Here is a 14,647-nt window from a genome sequence, read left to right on the forward strand (position 1 = left end):
GGTTTTTTTTCAAATGCTGCGCAGATCACACATATGTGCCAGAGTTGCAACCGGCACACGGTTCTTTGAACCGATAGCCACTATCGCCCTCTCGACACGTCTGCCGGCTCCAATATTACTTGCTGCCCGGGTACCACTCGCTCGACACGTCCGACGTGTGCACTCTTGCTTACTGCTCGGGTGCTGCCAGCTCGATGACCGGATGAGCGGCCGGGTTGCTCAACTCACAGCCCTGAGCGCTGATCGCCTGGTCACCCACACCAATGGTGAAGTTTCCGGCCTTGGCAATGCCGGTTGCACAATAGTCCGGCAGGCGCAAGGCATACAGACAGCCGCCGGGGACCGGTTTTCGCAGCACCACACTGGTCGGTGCATCGGGGGCAAAGCCCGCCAGATAGGCTGTCACCGAACCGGTGCCCAGTTCAGCGGTCAGACCGACCACATCCTGTTGGCGATGCTGCAGCTGGATGGCACCATCGCCACGTGAGAGCAGTTCCAGTGAATTGCCGAGGCTCTGCGTCAACGTGACATAGGCGGATACGTCCTGAGGGCTGTCGAGGTCGCCGGCTGCCTGTTCCTCAACCGTCAGGGATCGGGTCACCGCCATGTCGAAACTCTGGCCGACCAGCGAACATCGTGCGGACGAGTCGATGGTCAGGCCGATACGTTCCTGATCAACCAGATCAGCCGGCACATCCCGGGTCGGGCCACTCAACTCACCGACTTCGCCAATCTCACCGGCATCCGGTATCTCATCCTGCCCGAGCCCCTGCTCTTCTTCATTGTCGGTGTCTTCCTGTTCCTGCTCATCGCCGTCCTCGACCGGACTGCTCGAGCTGCTACTGTCTCCGCAGGCGCTCAGCACGAAACAGGGCAACAGGACCATCATGGCCAGCCAGGGATGGTTACCGGATCGGTCGCGGGTCTGAAATCGCTCGAGCATGGGTTTGTTCCCTGAAAGTGGCGGACCGAATGCGAAGACTCTCGCCGGATGATTCGTATGGTTACCAGAATTCTCGACGAGGTCAATCGCTGGCAGGCGATCAGGCGCCAACAGCTGTCAGTCCCTGGCGACGGCGCAGTTGATCCCTGGCTCCCCCCATCAGCGCGCGCACACCGGGCCGCAGATAGGCGACATCCACCGTGCGTGTCTCGTCGCGGGCGTAGACCGACTTGTAGGCATAGTGCCCCTTGAGCATGTCGAGTCCTGTCATGCCCTGCTCGATACCCCGCTGAATCACATAGGTGAACAACACATGACCGGGGCTCAGGTTTTCATGCTCGGGCGAATAGCCACTCTGCATGAACAGCAATTCACCGCGCCAGACGAAGATGTACTGCACGCCGATGATCTTTCCATCAAGCTTCAGGGTGGCCAGCCACAGGGCGTCGTCCGCGAAGAACTGACGAATGATCGCTCGGTGAAACTGCTCGTAGGCAGCGCTGCGAAAACCGCCGGCCTCCTGCTTGCTCTCCCAGCGCAGACGATGCAGTGCAACCAGCGCATCGCAGGCTTCGGCCAGATCCTCCTTCGACGCGCACAGCGACAGTTCCCATCGCCCTGCTGCATCCAGACGATTCTGCCGATGGTTGATCTGCTTGCGGCGCTTGCGACTCAGTTGTGCTCGATAGTCGTCGAAGCTTCCCGGCAGTGCCGATTTCTGGATCACATGGTATCGCGGCGTCAGTGCCACTCCGGGCAGCTGTGCCGCCAGAGCGCCGGCCCGCCTGGCCAGCGAGGAGCTCTCGGCCATATCGCTCAGCAGCAGCTTCTGCCAGCCCGGGATCCGGGGCAGGTATTGCAATATCATCCGCTCTGCAGCATCGCGTCTGGCCGGAATGGCAATGATATCAAGGTAGTCCGGAGAGGTATCACCGCCACTGCCCAGGAAACGCAGAACCCTGACTGGAATCACTCGGCACATGCGCGCTGTTTGCAGATACAGAGGTGCAATGGCAACCACCCGGCGTCCTTCGCGCACTACCAGCAATGCCAGGGTGTCACGGGGGCTGGCGTAGTGCTGCCACCACAGACTGTTCCAGGTCCAGGTATTGAAGGGGGTACAGCGCGTGTCCAGTCGCTCCAGGCCTTGCCAGATGAGCCGCAGTTGCTCGAAGGCTTCCGCCGACTGCAGACACTGAATACTCAGCGAGTCGGTGTCCGGCTCGATCACACTGCCTGCCCGCCATCAGCTGCGCTCTTGCGGGCAAAGGAGGCCAGACGCGGCTCGGACAACTTGCGCAGACTCAACGGGGCATCCGGGTCCAGTTGCAGATCGGTGATGTAGCTGGCCGAGCGTTCACGTCGCCTGAACGGACGGATCCTGTTCAGAATGCGGTAGCTCATGCGTTTGACAGCCGGTACCACGCCCTCTTCGGCCATGCTGCGATTGCGTATTCCCAGATTTCGCAGGATGAAACGATTGGCCAGTTGCACATACTGTCGCCGATAGACCACCGGTGTGTAATAGCTGGTGGCCAATGAGACATTCATGTCCACATTGACGATACGGTGCGGGCCGTTGTGCGGCCAGGAGGCGGCATCGCCTGGCTGCAGGCGACAGTGCATGGCCTGTTGATCGAACGCCGCCTTGTAGGGCAGGTTCTCGCCGATTTCACCGGCGTAGATATCCTCGAGATAGTCCTGTGGAACCAGTTCCAGATCCATGGCCGGATACAGCCAGACATCCTTCTGCCCGCGCAGATGCCACAACATGTTGGGCTCGGCATCCAGGTGGTAGTAGACCTGCGCGCCGGGGGAGCTGATCAACAAGGCACTGTGGGTACCCTTCGGGTTCTGCAGATGCGGGCAGTGCTCGCCAAGATGTGCATACATGGCATCGATCAGTTCCCGATACTCGGCGCGATTCTCTTCGATATGCACCAGGTTCAACCAGATACGACCCGTCTCCACGGCCCGCCACAGATCGGCGCCCGATGTACCTTCGGCAATATCGACCTGTCGCCAGTCGCTGTTGTTCTCCGGGTCGGTCCCCATCGAATAGGCCTGCAGATGCCGACGGGGGTACTCGTCGAGCAGCGCAATCAGGGTTTCGGTGCGGAACAGCGACAGCTCATGGTAGCCGTGCGGGGTGATCTGCGGTACCAGGCCGAATTGCCGATACTGCTCATCGCTCCAGTCGATGGGGCTCGAAGTCTGCTGATCTGACATGCTGATCTCTTGATTCAAAGGTGAGGCGATCGGACCATTCCGATCCCGATGTTACTTGCGAAACAGTATGTCTGTCATCAAGCGGATAGTCATGCACCGCACAGATGTCAGTTCAGACAGATCCGGGGCGATGCAGTTCACGCTGCATGTAGACGATGTCCAGCCACTTGCCATGCTTGAACCCCAGTCCCCTGGCGGTACCGATGTATACGAAGCCGCAGCGTTCGTGCAGGCTGATGGAGGCGTGGTTGGCGCTGTCACCGATCACCGAGATCATCTGACGGTACCCCGCACGGATGCAGATCGAGATCAGTTCCTCGAGCAGCTGACGACCTACTCCCTGACCGATGCATTCAGGCGCAATGTAGACGGAGTCCTCCACGGTGAAGCGATAGGCCGATCGCGGCTTGTAGTTGCCGGCATAGGCAAAACCGGCCACCTGACCGCCGCGTTCGGCAATCAGGGTCGGATAGGATGCCGCTTCCCGCTGACTGAAGCGTTGCAGCATTTCCCGGTGATCGGGCGGCACCTCCTCGAAACTGCCCGTCCCGTGCAACACGTGTCGGGCGTAGATGTCCGTCATGGCCTGAACGTCGTCAGGGGTGGCTGCTCGCAGCAGCAGAGGAGGCGCAGTCGTCACCGGCAAGGATAGTCCGTCAATCAGATGTCCGGATTATCCTGCAGCCTCGCCGCAATCTCAATCGAGCAATGGCGCCGGCGTCACCTTGAGCACTTCTTCGAAACTGGTCTTGCCCTGCGCGACCTTGCCGAGCCCACTGATGCGCATGGGACGCATGCCGTCCTTGTAGGCCTGCTTGCGCAGGTCTTCCAGATGCACATCCGGGGTCACCAGATTCTTCACCCCCGGCGACATCTGCAACAGCTCGTAGATACCGGCACGCCCCAGAAAGCCGGTGTTGCGACATTCCAGACACCCATTCGGCACGTGCATATGCGCAGGTGTCTGCGCTTTCCAGGGCGCCATCAGCGATTGCCACTGCTGCTCGTCCATGGGCTGCTGGCTGACACAATGCGGACAGAAGGTACGGATCAGGCGCTGCGCAACCACCCCGATCAGGGTCGAGCGGATCAGATAGTAGGGAATGCCGAGTTCCAGCAGTCGCGTCACCGCCGATGCCGCATCATTGGTATGCAGTGTCGAGAGCACCAGATGACCGGTCAAGGCGGCCTGCACCGCCATCTGCGCCGTTTCCAGATCGCGGATTTCACCCACCATGATGATGTCCGGATCCTGTCTGAGCAGGGTTCGCACACCGGCGGCAAAGTCCAGCTCGATATTGTGCTGCACCTGCATCTGATTGAAGGCCGGCACGACCAGTTCGATGGGGTCTTCGATGGTGCAGACGTTGACATCGGGTGTGGCCAGCAGTTGCAGCGAGCTGTACAGAGTGGTCGTCTTGCCCGAACCGGTCGGCCCGGTCACCAGCAGAATGCCGTTGGGTTGGCGAATCATGCCATTCCAGATATCCGCCTCGCGCGAATCGAATCCCAGCTGGCTCTGATCCTTGACCAGCACTTCCGGGTCGAAGATTCGCATGACCATCTTTTCCCCGAACGCGGTCGGCATGGTGGATATCCTCAGCTCCACCTCCTTGCCTTCGCCATTGCGGGTCTTCAGACGACCATCCTGGGGTCGCCGCTTCTCCGCCACATCGAGTCTGCCCAGAATTTTCAGGCGACTGGTCACCGCCGCCATGACCGCTCCGGGCATGTCGTACACCTGCTGCATCACGCCATCGATACGAAAACGCACCGCACCGGTCTCCCGCCGCGGCTCCAGATGGATGTCACTGGCGCGCTGTTCGTAGGCGTATTGCAGCAACCAGTCGACGATGCTCACCACATGACTGTCATTGGCTTCCAGCTTGCCGCCGCGCCCCAGTTCCATGAGCTGTTCCAGGTTCTGCACGGCACTGGACTGATAGCCCTGGTCCTTCTTGGCGCCGAGCACCGAACGGGACACCGAATACAGCTCCTGCAGGTAGCGCCGGATATCCGCCGGGTTGCAGATGACCAGCCGGATTTCCTTCTGCAGGACGCGTTGCAGCTCGTGCTGCCACTCGTTGTAGAACGGTTCTGCCGTGCCGAACACCACATGATCGGGCGCAACCTCGACGCAGATCACATTGAAGCGACTGGCATAGGCATGGGACATGACGGCGGTCACGGCGGGTACATCGATCTGCAGGGGGTCGATTCGCTTCCACGGCAGATTCGTCTTGCGTGCCAGCCAGCGCGTCAGGAATTCCAGGTCGATCTTCTGCGCCGGATCATGGGCATTGCTCCAGCCACCGGCAGCAATGCGTTCCAGGGGGCCGACTTGCGGCTTGCCTGCGGCGGGCCGGGCGATGGAGCGCAGTAGCGAGCTGTTGGACTCCTCGATCAGGCCATCGATCAGCAGGCCGTCGAGCACCGCTTCCAGCTCCAGCTTGCCGGTGACGGGGTCAGCAAATCGTTTTGCATCTTCAGTTAGCACAGGGCGGTTCTGCGGGTGAGAGTTACTGCTCTTTATCGACTGAAGGGCTCGGACCGTGAAGGATCGAGGTGCAAGGTATCGTCCAGGTCACGAAGTCCGGCGCGGATGTGACACACTCGTTGAACCAGAGGCAGCAAGAATGAGTACCAGTACGCATGACGCGCGACAACAAGATCCGCATTCTGATCGTGTATGACAGCAATGGCGGCAACACTTACCGGATGGCACAGCAGATTGGCCGTGGTGTGGAATCGCAAGCGGGCTGTACTGCGGTACTTCGCGCCGCGCCCAAGGTGGGCGATCGCAGTGCGGAGCGCCTGCCGCCCGTGCCCGACAGCGGTGCTCCACATGTCGAGCTCGCCGACCTGCCCGGCTGCGATGGTCTGATCATCGGCAGTCCCACACATTTCGGCAACATGTCTGCCTCGCTCAAGCACTTTCTGGATCAGACCACCGAACACTGGTTTGCCGGCACTCTGAGCGGCAAGCCTGCCGCCGCCTTCACCTCCACCGGCAGCATGCACGGTGGTCAGGAGGCCACTCTGCTGAGCATGATGGTGCCCCTGCTGCACCATGGCATGCTGATCTGCGGTCTGCCCTATTCCAACCCCGAACTGATGCAGACCACGCGCGGCGGTACACCCTATGGTGCCAGTCATGTATCGGGAGAAGACGGCAAGGCCGCGCTGAACGAGGCGGAAACCCGACTGTGCCGGGCACTGGGCTCCCGGGTCGCCACCCTGGCCGGGCAACTGGCTGTCGAACGGCGCAGGGAGGCCTCATGAGCCACCCGAAGAAAGCTCGCAAGCCACGTTACGAATCACCACGACACGCAGCTGTCGGCAGGGTGCTGACCCTGACCGGCTACTTCGGCCTGCTCCTGCTGATCATCAACTGGTTCACCTGGCTGGCTCCGACCGAGCAGGTGCCGCGTTCGCTGGTACTCGTGGCCCTGGCCGTTCCATTGCTGTTCCCCCTGCGCGGCATCCTCCACGCGCGGCGCTACACCCATCAGTGGGTAGGTTTTCTGAGCCTGCTCTACTTTGTCATCGGTGTCGATGTCTGGTACAACCAGCAGGCTCTGGAGCGGTGGCTGGGCATGAGCATGGTGGTGTTCAGCCTGCTGCTGCTGCTCGGCAGCAGCCTGTATGCCCGTTACACGCCAACGCCGCCGGAACAGCGCAAGCCCGTCGACTAGCGGCCGCGTCGCTCGACAGGCATGGCGAGCGCCTCACTGCCGGGTATTGTGCCCACCGGGCCGCTCGGCAAGGGACGCGCTAGCGCAATCGCCCCTGCAAGGCCGCGCGTTCGGCTTCACCGAAGATGCTCTTCACGAAGGGCACGGTGATGCGCCGCTGTTCGCTCAGCGACACCTCATCAAGCGTCTTGACGATGCTCTTCAGCGCAGCCATGCGTCGCGGAAACCGGCGCATGACATAACCGAGCACTTCGTCACTGGCTTCCAGCGATCGCGCCTGGATCTCCTTGCGAAACGCTTCACGCAAACCGTCTTCGTCCATGAACTGGGTGTGGCAGACCAGTCCCCAACCGAGCCGGGTCTGCAGATCCGCCAATTTCAGGCCCAATTGGTCCGGTGCCCGATCAGCTGCCAGAATCAGGCGTGTCTCCGCCTCGCGGCAGCGGTTGATGCAATGAAAGAGGTCCACTTCGGAGGCATGATCGAGACGCTGCAGATCGTCGAAGCACAGCAGTTCGACCTGCTCCATGCCATCCAGGGCACCGGGTTCGTTGACCATCTCTCCGGGAATGTAGGCCACACGATAGCCACGTTGTGCCAGCGCCTGACAGGCAGCACTGAGCAGGTGCGTCTTGCCGGTACCCGACTCGCCCCACAGGAAAATCTGCTGCTCTTTCAGTTGACCATTGACGAAGGCGCGCAGGCTGTCCCGGACCAGTGCCGTGGAGCTGTCCACATGAAAGCTGTCGAAGGAGACAGCCGGTGCCGTATCCAGTGCCAGCGTCAATTGAGGATGAGAATGCATGGTTGGTTCTGCTACGTCCGCGACAGGTACTAGCGCCCGAATTCCAGGGCCAGGTCGGCATTCTGACTCAGCGAGTCAGGGCGATCGCTCACTGGAGGCGCTGTACGTCGCAGCCAGTTCTGTGTCACCAGAGCGGACTCGACATCGGTCAGCGCACTGCGTGGCAGCACGGCGAAGACCATCGACGTATCACTGATCTCTTTCGGATACACGGTGCTGACCGAAGGGAGTTCTTCCAGGAATCTCATCATGGTGGCGTAGTCGCTGGTGGAATTCAAGGACCCGACCCAAACCAGTGCCTCGGTATCGGAAACGGCTTGCCCGCCATAGCGGTAGCTCTCATCGATTCGCCCGGTGTCGGACAACAGGGACAGACCCCGCTTGAGCGCCTCATCCAGACTGGCCGTGTCGAAGTTCTGTTCCTGCTGATTTTCACCAAGCATCCTGACCCAGGTACTGCGCCATCCCTGCGCACCGTTGCGCGCCAGGGTACCGAACAGCACCGTGTCCTGCGCATAGCGCTCGGAGGCGGCTGCGATTCGTGTGACATCCTTGACCAGCAGGTCCTCCAGACCCAATGCCAGCTGATCCTCTTCGTCGCCCGCCGGAAAGACCAGGGAGACCCCGGCTGCGCCGGCAATCTCGCGTGCCCTTGCCTGCACATTGGCGGCTGCCGGATCGCTGATCATGATGTCCCTGCCATCATCCTGCACCAGCAGCCAGACCAGGGCACTATCGGTACGCAGCGGTGCGGCAACCGGCTCCTCGTCACGACCGGCCGCCGGCTGTCCTTCGATCAGCTGCAATACCGACTGACGGTCGAAGGTGACCAGCATCAGTTGCGTCGCCTGGCCCGATTCCCGTACAGCCTCGGTGATCGGGGTGTCCGAGCTGATGACCGTACCCGGTGGCGGCGTTCGGTACGAGAAACCTGACACATATTGCTCTGCCTGCTTGAGCCCTTCGCGCACATCGTCCCGATTCAGCAGCGTCTTGTCACCACTGTTGTTCAGCAGCACTCGACGAAAGGCGGAGACGTAGGCGTCCTGCTGCTCGGCAACCCCTCGATCAGCCACAGCCACCTCTACCGAAAAAGCGTCTGCCTGCGCGCTGGCGATGCCGCTCTGTGTCAGCAGGCAAACAGCGAGCAGCATCAGCAGCATCGCCGTGCCCGGCAGGCCGAGGCGCGAGCGCAAGGAACAGAGACCGGTGCCGGATCCGGCGATACGCATCGCCACGACAGGCGGCGTCCCCTTGATCATGTGTGTCAACCTGCCTGGATTCATGCTGCTGCCTGGGATCGCCATGTCTGCCTGACTGCCATCTGTGTATACATCGTGAAAAGGTAGTGCGCGTATACCACGAACACCGCCAGGGCATTAAGCGTATCATTGAACCTACCCCGCATTGCCCTAGATGGCCGTTTCGCTGTACCCGAACATGACTCAAAAAACTCAAGCCAAATCCGGAATGACCTACGCTGACGCTGGCGTGGACATCGCAGCAGGTAACGACCTGGTTCAGCAGATCAAGCCGCTGGTCGCACGCACGCAGCGCGCCGGCGTCCTCGGAGGTATCGGCGGATTCGGTGGTCTGTTCGAGCTGCCGGTCGACCGCTACCGACAACCCGTCATGGTTTCCGGTGCTGACGGTGTCGGTACCAAGCTGCGTCTGGCCATCGAACTGGGCATTCATGACACCATCGGTATCGACCTGGTCGCCATGTGCGTCAATGACATCATCGTCTGTGGTGCCGAACCGCTGTGGTTTCTCGATTACTACGCCACCGGCAAGCTCGATGTCTCTCAGGCCAGGGATGTCATCAGCGGCATTGCCGAGGGTTGTGTGCAATCGGGGGCTGCCCTGCTGGGGGGTGAAACCGCCGAAATGCCCGGCATCTATGCCGGCGGTGACTACGACCTGGCAGGTTTTGCCGTGGGTGTGGTCGAGAAGAGCGAGATCATCGACGGTTCCGCCGTTGCCGCGGGCGATCTGATCGTCGGCGTGGCTTCGTCGGGCCCGCACTCCAATGGTTACTCGCTGATACGCAAGCTCATCGAAGGTCATGACCTCGGCAGTCCCATGGGAGAATCCACCCTGGGCAAGACACTGCTGGCTCCCACCCGCATCTACGCCAGGTCTCTGGCACAGGTGCTTTCCAGGCACGAAGTCCATGCGGTCGCACACATCACTGGCGGTGGCCTGACGGAAAACATCCCGCGAGTTCTGCCGGAGAACACGACCGCTCTGATCGATCGTCGCAGCTGGAGCCTGCCTCCGGTTTTCGGCTGGCTGCAAACCGCCGGCAGCATCAGCGACGCAGAGATGCTGAAGACCTTCAATTGCGGCATCGGCATGGCCGTTGTGGTGGCAGCCGATGACGCCGATGCGGTGGTGAACAGCCTGCGCGATGCCGGTGAGCAGGCCTGGGTCATCGGCCGAATCGAGGATGAAGCCGGCGAACCCTGCGTCAGCTACGTTCAAGACTGATAGCGGCGCTCAGCGCGTTCCGTTTGCACAACTGTCCGACATCGCAATGACGAATTCCGACTCGCGCCCGACTCTGGCCATTCTGATTTCCGGTCGTGGATCCAATATGGTGGCCATTGCCCGGACCTGCCTGAGCGGCGCACTGAATGCCAGGGTGACCCTGGTCATCAGCAACCGGCCCGATGCGCCGGGTATCGAGGCTGCCCGCGAGATGGGCATCGACACCGCCGTCATCGATCACAAGGCGTTTGCCAGTCGTCAGGCGTTTGACGATGCCTTGCATGAGCGGCTGATGAGCGTGAAACCGGACTGGATCGTGCTGGCGGGGTTCATGCGCATCCTGACGGAAGACTTCGTCAATCGCTGGCAGGGGCGCATGCTCAACATCCACCCATCACTGCTGCCGAAGTACCCGGGTCTGGATACCCACGCACGCGCCATCGCCGCCGGTGATCGGCATGCCGGGGCCAGTGTGCATATCGTATCTCCCGAACTCGATGCAGGTCCGGTAGTGGCGCAAGTCCGGGTTCCGATCGAATCCGACGACACGGCGGACACTCTGGCACAAAGAGTGTTGCAGGAAGAGCACGGGCTGTACATCAAAGCCTTGCAACTTTGCGTTGGCAAGATGGACCAATGAATTTCAAGTAGGGTGTCACCAGCCTCGAACTCGAACGACTTACCTTGAATCGTCTGCAAGTCATGTCGATTGATCTATTCTGCTAACAACGCCCACAGGACTACTGTCATGACACGCTTGCCATTACACGGCGCCCTGAACCGGACCGTGCAACCTGCCATCGCCGCCATACTGCTTTGCTGCTTTTCCCTGCTCGGCACGGCTTCCGCCCAATCGATCAAGGCAGGCGATATCGCGCCATTCGAGGTCGTCTATGAAGTCGGCAACAATCTGATCAGTGCGGGAACGGCCCGTCTGACGCTGTCCAGAGAGGGGGATCTGTGGCACTACAGCCTCAGCACCAAGCCCAGAGGCGTCTTCAAACTGGCCGGCAAGGGACGTATCGATGAACAGAGCACCTTTGTCCTGGCTGGCAGTGGTGATGACATCCAGTTGCAACCGCAAAGCTACCGGTATCGTCAGGACAACGAGCGCCGTCGTCAGGTGGATGCGGAGTTCGACTGGGACGATCAGATGATCACCCACGTCTACCGTGGCAACGAACTGACCGAAACCTTCAACGAACCGGTTCTGGATCGCCTGACCGCCACCGTGTTCATCATGAATGCGCTGCGCAACGATTTCCAGGAAGCGGAAATGTCGATTTTCGACAGCGGCAAGATAAAACAGGTTGCATTCGCGAACATGGGCGAGGAAATGCTATCCACCCCGCTGGGTAATATCGAAACCATCCGGGTCGTGAACCAGAATGCCAGTGGCGGCAGTCGCGAGACCAGCACCTGGTTTGCCCCCTCACTCGATTATCTGCCGATCAAGATAGAACATCTCAAGCGCGGAGAACTGGTGGCACGCCTGAGCCTGCTGAGCCTCGATAACAGAGTGACCTCGCTGGAACTCGGCGGCGCCATGCCGGTGGATGAAGACAGCGAACTCGTCAGGGAAGAGGCCGAACGGCTGTTGCAGGAAGAACTGGACCTGCCCGAGGAATAGCGGCACACGATTCTACAGCGGCTGCCAGCCGGTCCGCCTCAGCAAACGGTTGATCCGGCTACCAGGCAGACAGCACGGCTCCGGCCGGTTGGCGTCCGCATGACCGGCAGTCAGCGCGAGAAGAGTTGCTCGAGAACAGCTACTTGAACTGCTTTTCGAAGACGGCGCGCAGTCTGTAATCGGGCTCACCCGAATCATCCAGCGTCTCGAATTCCACCGGCAACTGCATTTGCGCCGAAAAGGTGAAACCCGGTTGCTGCCAGAACAGGCTCGGGTTCAGGTACCAATCGGCTCTTGCATCCATCGTGTCACCGCCAGCCTCGTCGATGATGTCGAAATTGCCCTGCACCGAAAGCAACCAGAGCGGCGAATTGGTGGACAGACCGGTGAATCCGAGCCGGCGGCCGGTGGTCACGTCCAGCGACAGGATATCCGGCTGCTCGACACCGAAATAATCATCGGCGAACTGCTCGAGATTCACATCGATACCGCCGTACCACAATCGACCGAGCCGACCATAGGACAATCCCAGCATGCTCGAACTCACATAGGCAGTACCGTCGATGTCCTCGTCCTCATGCTCGATCCGGACGCCGGCGGAATACACCAGGCCGTCATTGAGCTCGGATATGGTGTCATTGTGACGATAGGGACCCAACAGACGGCTGTGGATATCCAGTCGAGGCTCCTCGAAGAGGTCGAATCCGTAAGCACCTTCTCGCGAGAAATTCGGCAATTTGGGCTTCAACTTGAACGAGAATTCGGTTTGCCGTGGCAGAAAGCTGTGCCGGCGTTCCAGGTAGTCACGCTCTTCAGCCGCTGTCGCCCTAATGCCGACAGGTTCTGATTTGGAGCGTGTGAAGCGGATGGAATCGAGCTCGGCTGGATTGAATCCGAAGGGATCGTAACCACCATCGGCATGCCGGCTCAGCTCTGATGCCTGGACGCACGAGCCCGCCACCAACAAAGGCGCTATGATCACCATTTGAACAAGTGAACATGCCATCCTGTGCCTCTGGTCCGAGAACGGACACCTCCTCGCTAGTATCGAAGGGTCATTAGACTCCGTATGTCGTAAAAAAACAACGGAATTTCTGGCACATATGTATTCAAACGTGAAATCTTCATGAAAAACATCTTGCAAAGCACAATTCGTAAGCAATGATTGACGACAAATCCGACAGCAATGATGTCGATCCTGGCCCGTCGGACGACGCCGTGGACGAAATCAGCAAGAGCCAGCGCAAGCGCGATGCAGACGCCATCCGCGAACTGGGGGCGCATCTGGCGGATCTGGGAGCCACGGAACTGGCCACGATTCCGTTACCGGATGATGTGCTGTCGGCCATCCACGAGTTGCAGCGCATCAAGGCTCACGGAGCGCGCAAGCGCCAACTGGGGTTTCTCGCCAAACGACTGCGGCAGATCGATATCGAGCCAGTCGATGCCGCCCTGGAAAAATTGCGACAGGCCGCTCGAGCCAACACCATCAATCTGCACCGCGTGGAGCAGTGGCGCGACCGCCTGCTGGGCGAGGTCGAGAACGAAAGCGAAAAGGATGCGCTGACGGCCTTTCTGGGCGAATACGTCCACGCCGACAGGCAACAATTCCGGCACTTGCAGCGCCAGGCGCTCGCCGAACGCAAGTCACAACGTCCACCGGCGGCCTCACGCCAGTTATTCAAGGCCATTCGCGATGTCGTCATCCCGACACCGGGCAATGACTAGACGCCGCTTGCTGCTCTGCTGGCTGGTTTACGGCGTACTCAGCAGTTGCGCCAGCTTTGATTCGCCGTCGACGACCGATCACGCTGTCGCTGCGGACCTCTCCTCCACGCCCCGGCAGGCACTAGCACAGGCACCGATTGTTGCTGCAACCATCTCACCGGCAGAAGCTGCTGCCGACGAACCAGGCAGCGTCACCACACCGACTGCTGCCACCACCACCCGGCCCGTTACTTCCGCTGCCGTGAAGGCACCACCGCCACTGCTCATCGAAAAGGCCGGACAGACCGGCCAGATCGAGAATCCCGCCCTCGATGAAATCAGCGGACTGGCCGTGTCCCGACAGGTGCCCGGCGTACTGTTTGCGGTGAATGACAGTGGCAATGCCGCAGAGCTGTACGCCATGAGCGAGACCGGAGCCGATCTGGCGCATTGGAAGGTCAATGCCCGCAATCGCGACTGGGAGGATATGGCCACTCTGCATCTCGATGGCAGGGACTACCTGGTCCTGGCTGATACTGGAGACAACCGACAGACGCGTCAGCAGAGTGCTCTCTACCTGATCGAGGAGCCGTCACTGGACACACCGGCTACCACGGTGCTCGAACCCGTCCGAACCTTGCGTTTTCACTACGAAGACGGACCCCGTAATGTCGAGGCCATGGCGATCAGCGACAATATCGTGTATCTGATCAGCAAGGAACCCATTGGACCCAGCGGCGCCCGGGCCAGCCGTCTGTACACACTGACCTTGCCTGGCGCGGCAACGGATGAGCTGCTGGTTGCGCAATTTGCCGGAGAATTGCCCCTGCAGCCGGCCAACCTGGAAGCGCGCCTGGCGGCGGCCGTGGCAGGTGTCGACCTGAACCACCCGACTTCACTGGACTTCGATGAGGCCGGCAACACCGCCTATCTGCTGACCTATCGACACGTGATTCGCATCAGACGGCGTACCGGTGAATCCTGGGTCGACGCGCTGACATCGAGAGCCGAACGCTTTCATTCACACACATTGTGGCAGGCCGAGGCGCTGGCTGCGTCCCCCGATCAGACCATCTGGCTGACCTCCGAAAACGCGGCAGCGCCCCTCTGGGCGCTGCCGGCAAGACCACCTTCCTGAGACCGGGACG

General features: G+C 60.5%; 15 protein-coding genes. 7 read left to right on the forward strand and 8 right to left on the reverse strand.

Annotation, left to right across the window (positions count from 1 at the left end; genetic code table 11):
• Positions 1-169: 169 nt before the first annotated feature.
• The 5 genes from ACUNV4_RS12660 to ACUNV4_RS12680 all read right to left on the reverse strand — a co-directional run bounded on the left by ACUNV4_RS12660 (position 170) and on the right by ACUNV4_RS12680 (position 5,669).
• Positions 170-943: a hypothetical protein gene (locus tag ACUNV4_RS12660; protein ID WP_430878923.1), complete on the reverse strand. Its 774-nt coding sequence runs from the start codon at positions 941-943 to the stop codon at positions 170-172.
• A 100-nt stretch (positions 944-1,043) separates the two neighbouring features.
• Positions 1,044-2,174, reverse strand: coding sequence for a GNAT family N-acetyltransferase (locus tag ACUNV4_RS12665; RefSeq protein WP_430878924.1), 1,131 nt, complete (start codon positions 2,172-2,174; stop codon positions 1,044-1,046).
• Positions 2,171-3,172: a hypothetical protein gene (locus ACUNV4_RS12670; RefSeq protein WP_430878925.1), complete on the reverse strand. Its 1,002-nt coding sequence runs from the start codon at positions 3,170-3,172 to the stop codon at positions 2,171-2,173. The genes ACUNV4_RS12665 and ACUNV4_RS12670 overlap by 4 nt, the downstream gene beginning before the upstream one ends.
• A 112-nt stretch (positions 3,173-3,284) precedes the next feature.
• Positions 3,285-3,812: a GNAT family N-acetyltransferase gene (locus tag ACUNV4_RS12675; protein ID WP_430878926.1), complete on the reverse strand. Its 528-nt coding sequence runs from the start codon at positions 3,810-3,812 to the stop codon at positions 3,285-3,287.
• A 57-nt stretch (positions 3,813-3,869) separates the two neighbouring features.
• The gene (locus ACUNV4_RS12680) at positions 3,870-5,669 is read right to left on the reverse strand and encodes a GspE/PulE family protein (protein ID WP_430878927.1); all 1,800 of its coding nucleotides are present in this window, start codon (positions 5,667-5,669) and stop codon (positions 3,870-3,872) included.
• A 155-nt stretch (positions 5,670-5,824) separates the two neighbouring features.
• Here ACUNV4_RS12680 and wrbA point away from each other — a divergent pair, with 155 nt between their 5' ends.
• Both wrbA and ACUNV4_RS12690 read left to right on the forward strand, forming a co-directional pair.
• A complete protein-coding gene (gene wrbA, locus ACUNV4_RS12685; RefSeq protein WP_430878928.1) occupies positions 5,825-6,454 on the forward strand; it encodes an NAD(P)H:quinone oxidoreductase in 630 nt (209 codons plus the stop codon).
• The gene (locus tag ACUNV4_RS12690) at positions 6,451-6,867 is read left to right on the forward strand and encodes a DUF2069 domain-containing protein (protein WP_430878929.1); all 417 of its coding nucleotides are present in this window, start codon (positions 6,451-6,453) and stop codon (positions 6,865-6,867) included. The genes wrbA and ACUNV4_RS12690 overlap by 4 nt, the downstream gene beginning before the upstream one ends.
• A gap of 79 nt (positions 6,868-6,946) precedes the next feature.
• Here the strand turns inward: ACUNV4_RS12690 and hda are convergent, their stop codons facing one another.
• Both hda and ACUNV4_RS12700 read right to left on the reverse strand, forming a co-directional pair.
• Positions 6,947-7,672 (reverse strand): DnaA regulatory inactivator Hda, encoded by a 726-nt coding sequence (hda, locus tag ACUNV4_RS12695; protein WP_430878930.1) that lies wholly within the window; start codon positions 7,670-7,672, stop codon positions 6,947-6,949.
• A 29-nt stretch (positions 7,673-7,701) separates the two neighbouring features.
• Positions 7,702-8,934 (reverse strand): DUF2066 domain-containing protein, encoded by a 1,233-nt coding sequence (locus tag ACUNV4_RS12700; protein ID WP_430878931.1) that lies wholly within the window; start codon positions 8,932-8,934, stop codon positions 7,702-7,704.
• Positions 8,935-9,112: 178 nt separating this feature from the next.
• On the opposite strand from ACUNV4_RS12700, the gene purM reads away from it, so the two are divergent.
• From purM to ACUNV4_RS12715, 3 genes are all read left to right on the forward strand, one after another.
• Positions 9,113-10,162 carry a phosphoribosylformylglycinamidine cyclo-ligase gene (gene purM, locus ACUNV4_RS12705; RefSeq protein ID WP_430878932.1) on the forward strand — a complete coding sequence of 350 codons (1,050 nt, stop codon included), beginning with the start codon at positions 9,113-9,115 and terminating at the stop codon, positions 10,160-10,162.
• Between the two features lie 46 nt (positions 10,163-10,208).
• Positions 10,209-10,802 carry a phosphoribosylglycinamide formyltransferase gene (gene purN / locus ACUNV4_RS12710; protein ID WP_430878933.1) on the forward strand — a complete coding sequence of 198 codons (594 nt, stop codon included), beginning with the start codon at positions 10,209-10,211 and terminating at the stop codon, positions 10,800-10,802.
• A 108-nt stretch (positions 10,803-10,910) separates the two neighbouring features.
• Entirely contained in the window at positions 10,911-11,792 is an 882-nt protein-coding gene (locus ACUNV4_RS12715; RefSeq protein ID WP_430878934.1) for a DUF3108 domain-containing protein, read from the forward strand.
• Positions 11,793-11,931: 139 nt separating this feature from the next.
• On the opposite strand, the gene ACUNV4_RS12720 is transcribed toward ACUNV4_RS12715, so the two are convergent.
• A complete protein-coding gene (locus ACUNV4_RS12720) occupies positions 11,932-12,753 on the reverse strand; it encodes a hypothetical protein (protein ID WP_430878935.1) in 822 nt (273 codons plus the stop codon).
• 200 nt (positions 12,754-12,953) lie between these two features.
• On the opposite strand from ACUNV4_RS12720, the gene yjgA reads away from it, so the two are divergent.
• Positions 12,954-13,520: a ribosome biogenesis factor YjgA gene (yjgA, locus tag ACUNV4_RS12725; protein ID WP_430878936.1), complete on the forward strand. Its 567-nt coding sequence runs from the start codon at positions 12,954-12,956 to the stop codon at positions 13,518-13,520.
• Entirely contained in the window at positions 13,513-14,637 is a 1,125-nt protein-coding gene (locus ACUNV4_RS12730) for a hypothetical protein (RefSeq protein WP_430878937.1), read from the forward strand. The genes yjgA and ACUNV4_RS12730 overlap by 8 nt, the downstream gene beginning before the upstream one ends.
• Positions 14,638-14,647: the final 10 nt, after the last annotated feature.

The organism is Granulosicoccus sp. 3-233, from assembly GCF_052681095.1.

Excerpts from the sequence above, each read along its gene's own strand:
- ACUNV4_RS12660 (WP_430878923.1), bottom strand. The coding sequence starts at position 943 with ATGCTCGAGCGATTTCAGACCCGCGACCGATCCGGTAACCATCCCTGG.
- ACUNV4_RS12670 (WP_430878925.1), bottom strand. The coding sequence starts at position 3,172 with ATGTCAGATCAGCAGACTTCGAGCCCCATCGACTGGAGCGATGAGCAG.
- wrbA (WP_430878928.1), top strand. The coding sequence starts at position 5,825 with ATGACGCGCGACAACAAGATCCGCATTCTGATCGTGTATGACAGCAAT.
- ACUNV4_RS12690 (WP_430878929.1), top strand. The coding sequence starts at position 6,451 with ATGAGCCACCCGAAGAAAGCTCGCAAGCCACGTTACGAATCACCACGA.
- hda (WP_430878930.1), bottom strand. The coding sequence starts at position 7,672 with ATGCATTCTCATCCTCAATTGACGCTGGCACTGGATACGGCACCGGCT.
- ACUNV4_RS12700 (WP_430878931.1), bottom strand. The coding sequence starts at position 8,934 with ATGATCAAGGGGACGCCGCCTGTCGTGGCGATGCGTATCGCCGGATCC.
- purM (WP_430878932.1), top strand. The coding sequence starts at position 9,113 with ATGACTCAAAAAACTCAAGCCAAATCCGGAATGACCTACGCTGACGCT.
- purN (WP_430878933.1), top strand. The coding sequence starts at position 10,209 with ATGACGAATTCCGACTCGCGCCCGACTCTGGCCATTCTGATTTCCGGT.
- ACUNV4_RS12715 (WP_430878934.1), top strand. The coding sequence starts at position 10,911 with ATGACACGCTTGCCATTACACGGCGCCCTGAACCGGACCGTGCAACCT.
- yjgA (WP_430878936.1), top strand. The coding sequence starts at position 12,954 with ATGATTGACGACAAATCCGACAGCAATGATGTCGATCCTGGCCCGTCG.
- ACUNV4_RS12730 (WP_430878937.1), top strand. The coding sequence starts at position 13,513 with ATGACTAGACGCCGCTTGCTGCTCTGCTGGCTGGTTTACGGCGTACTC.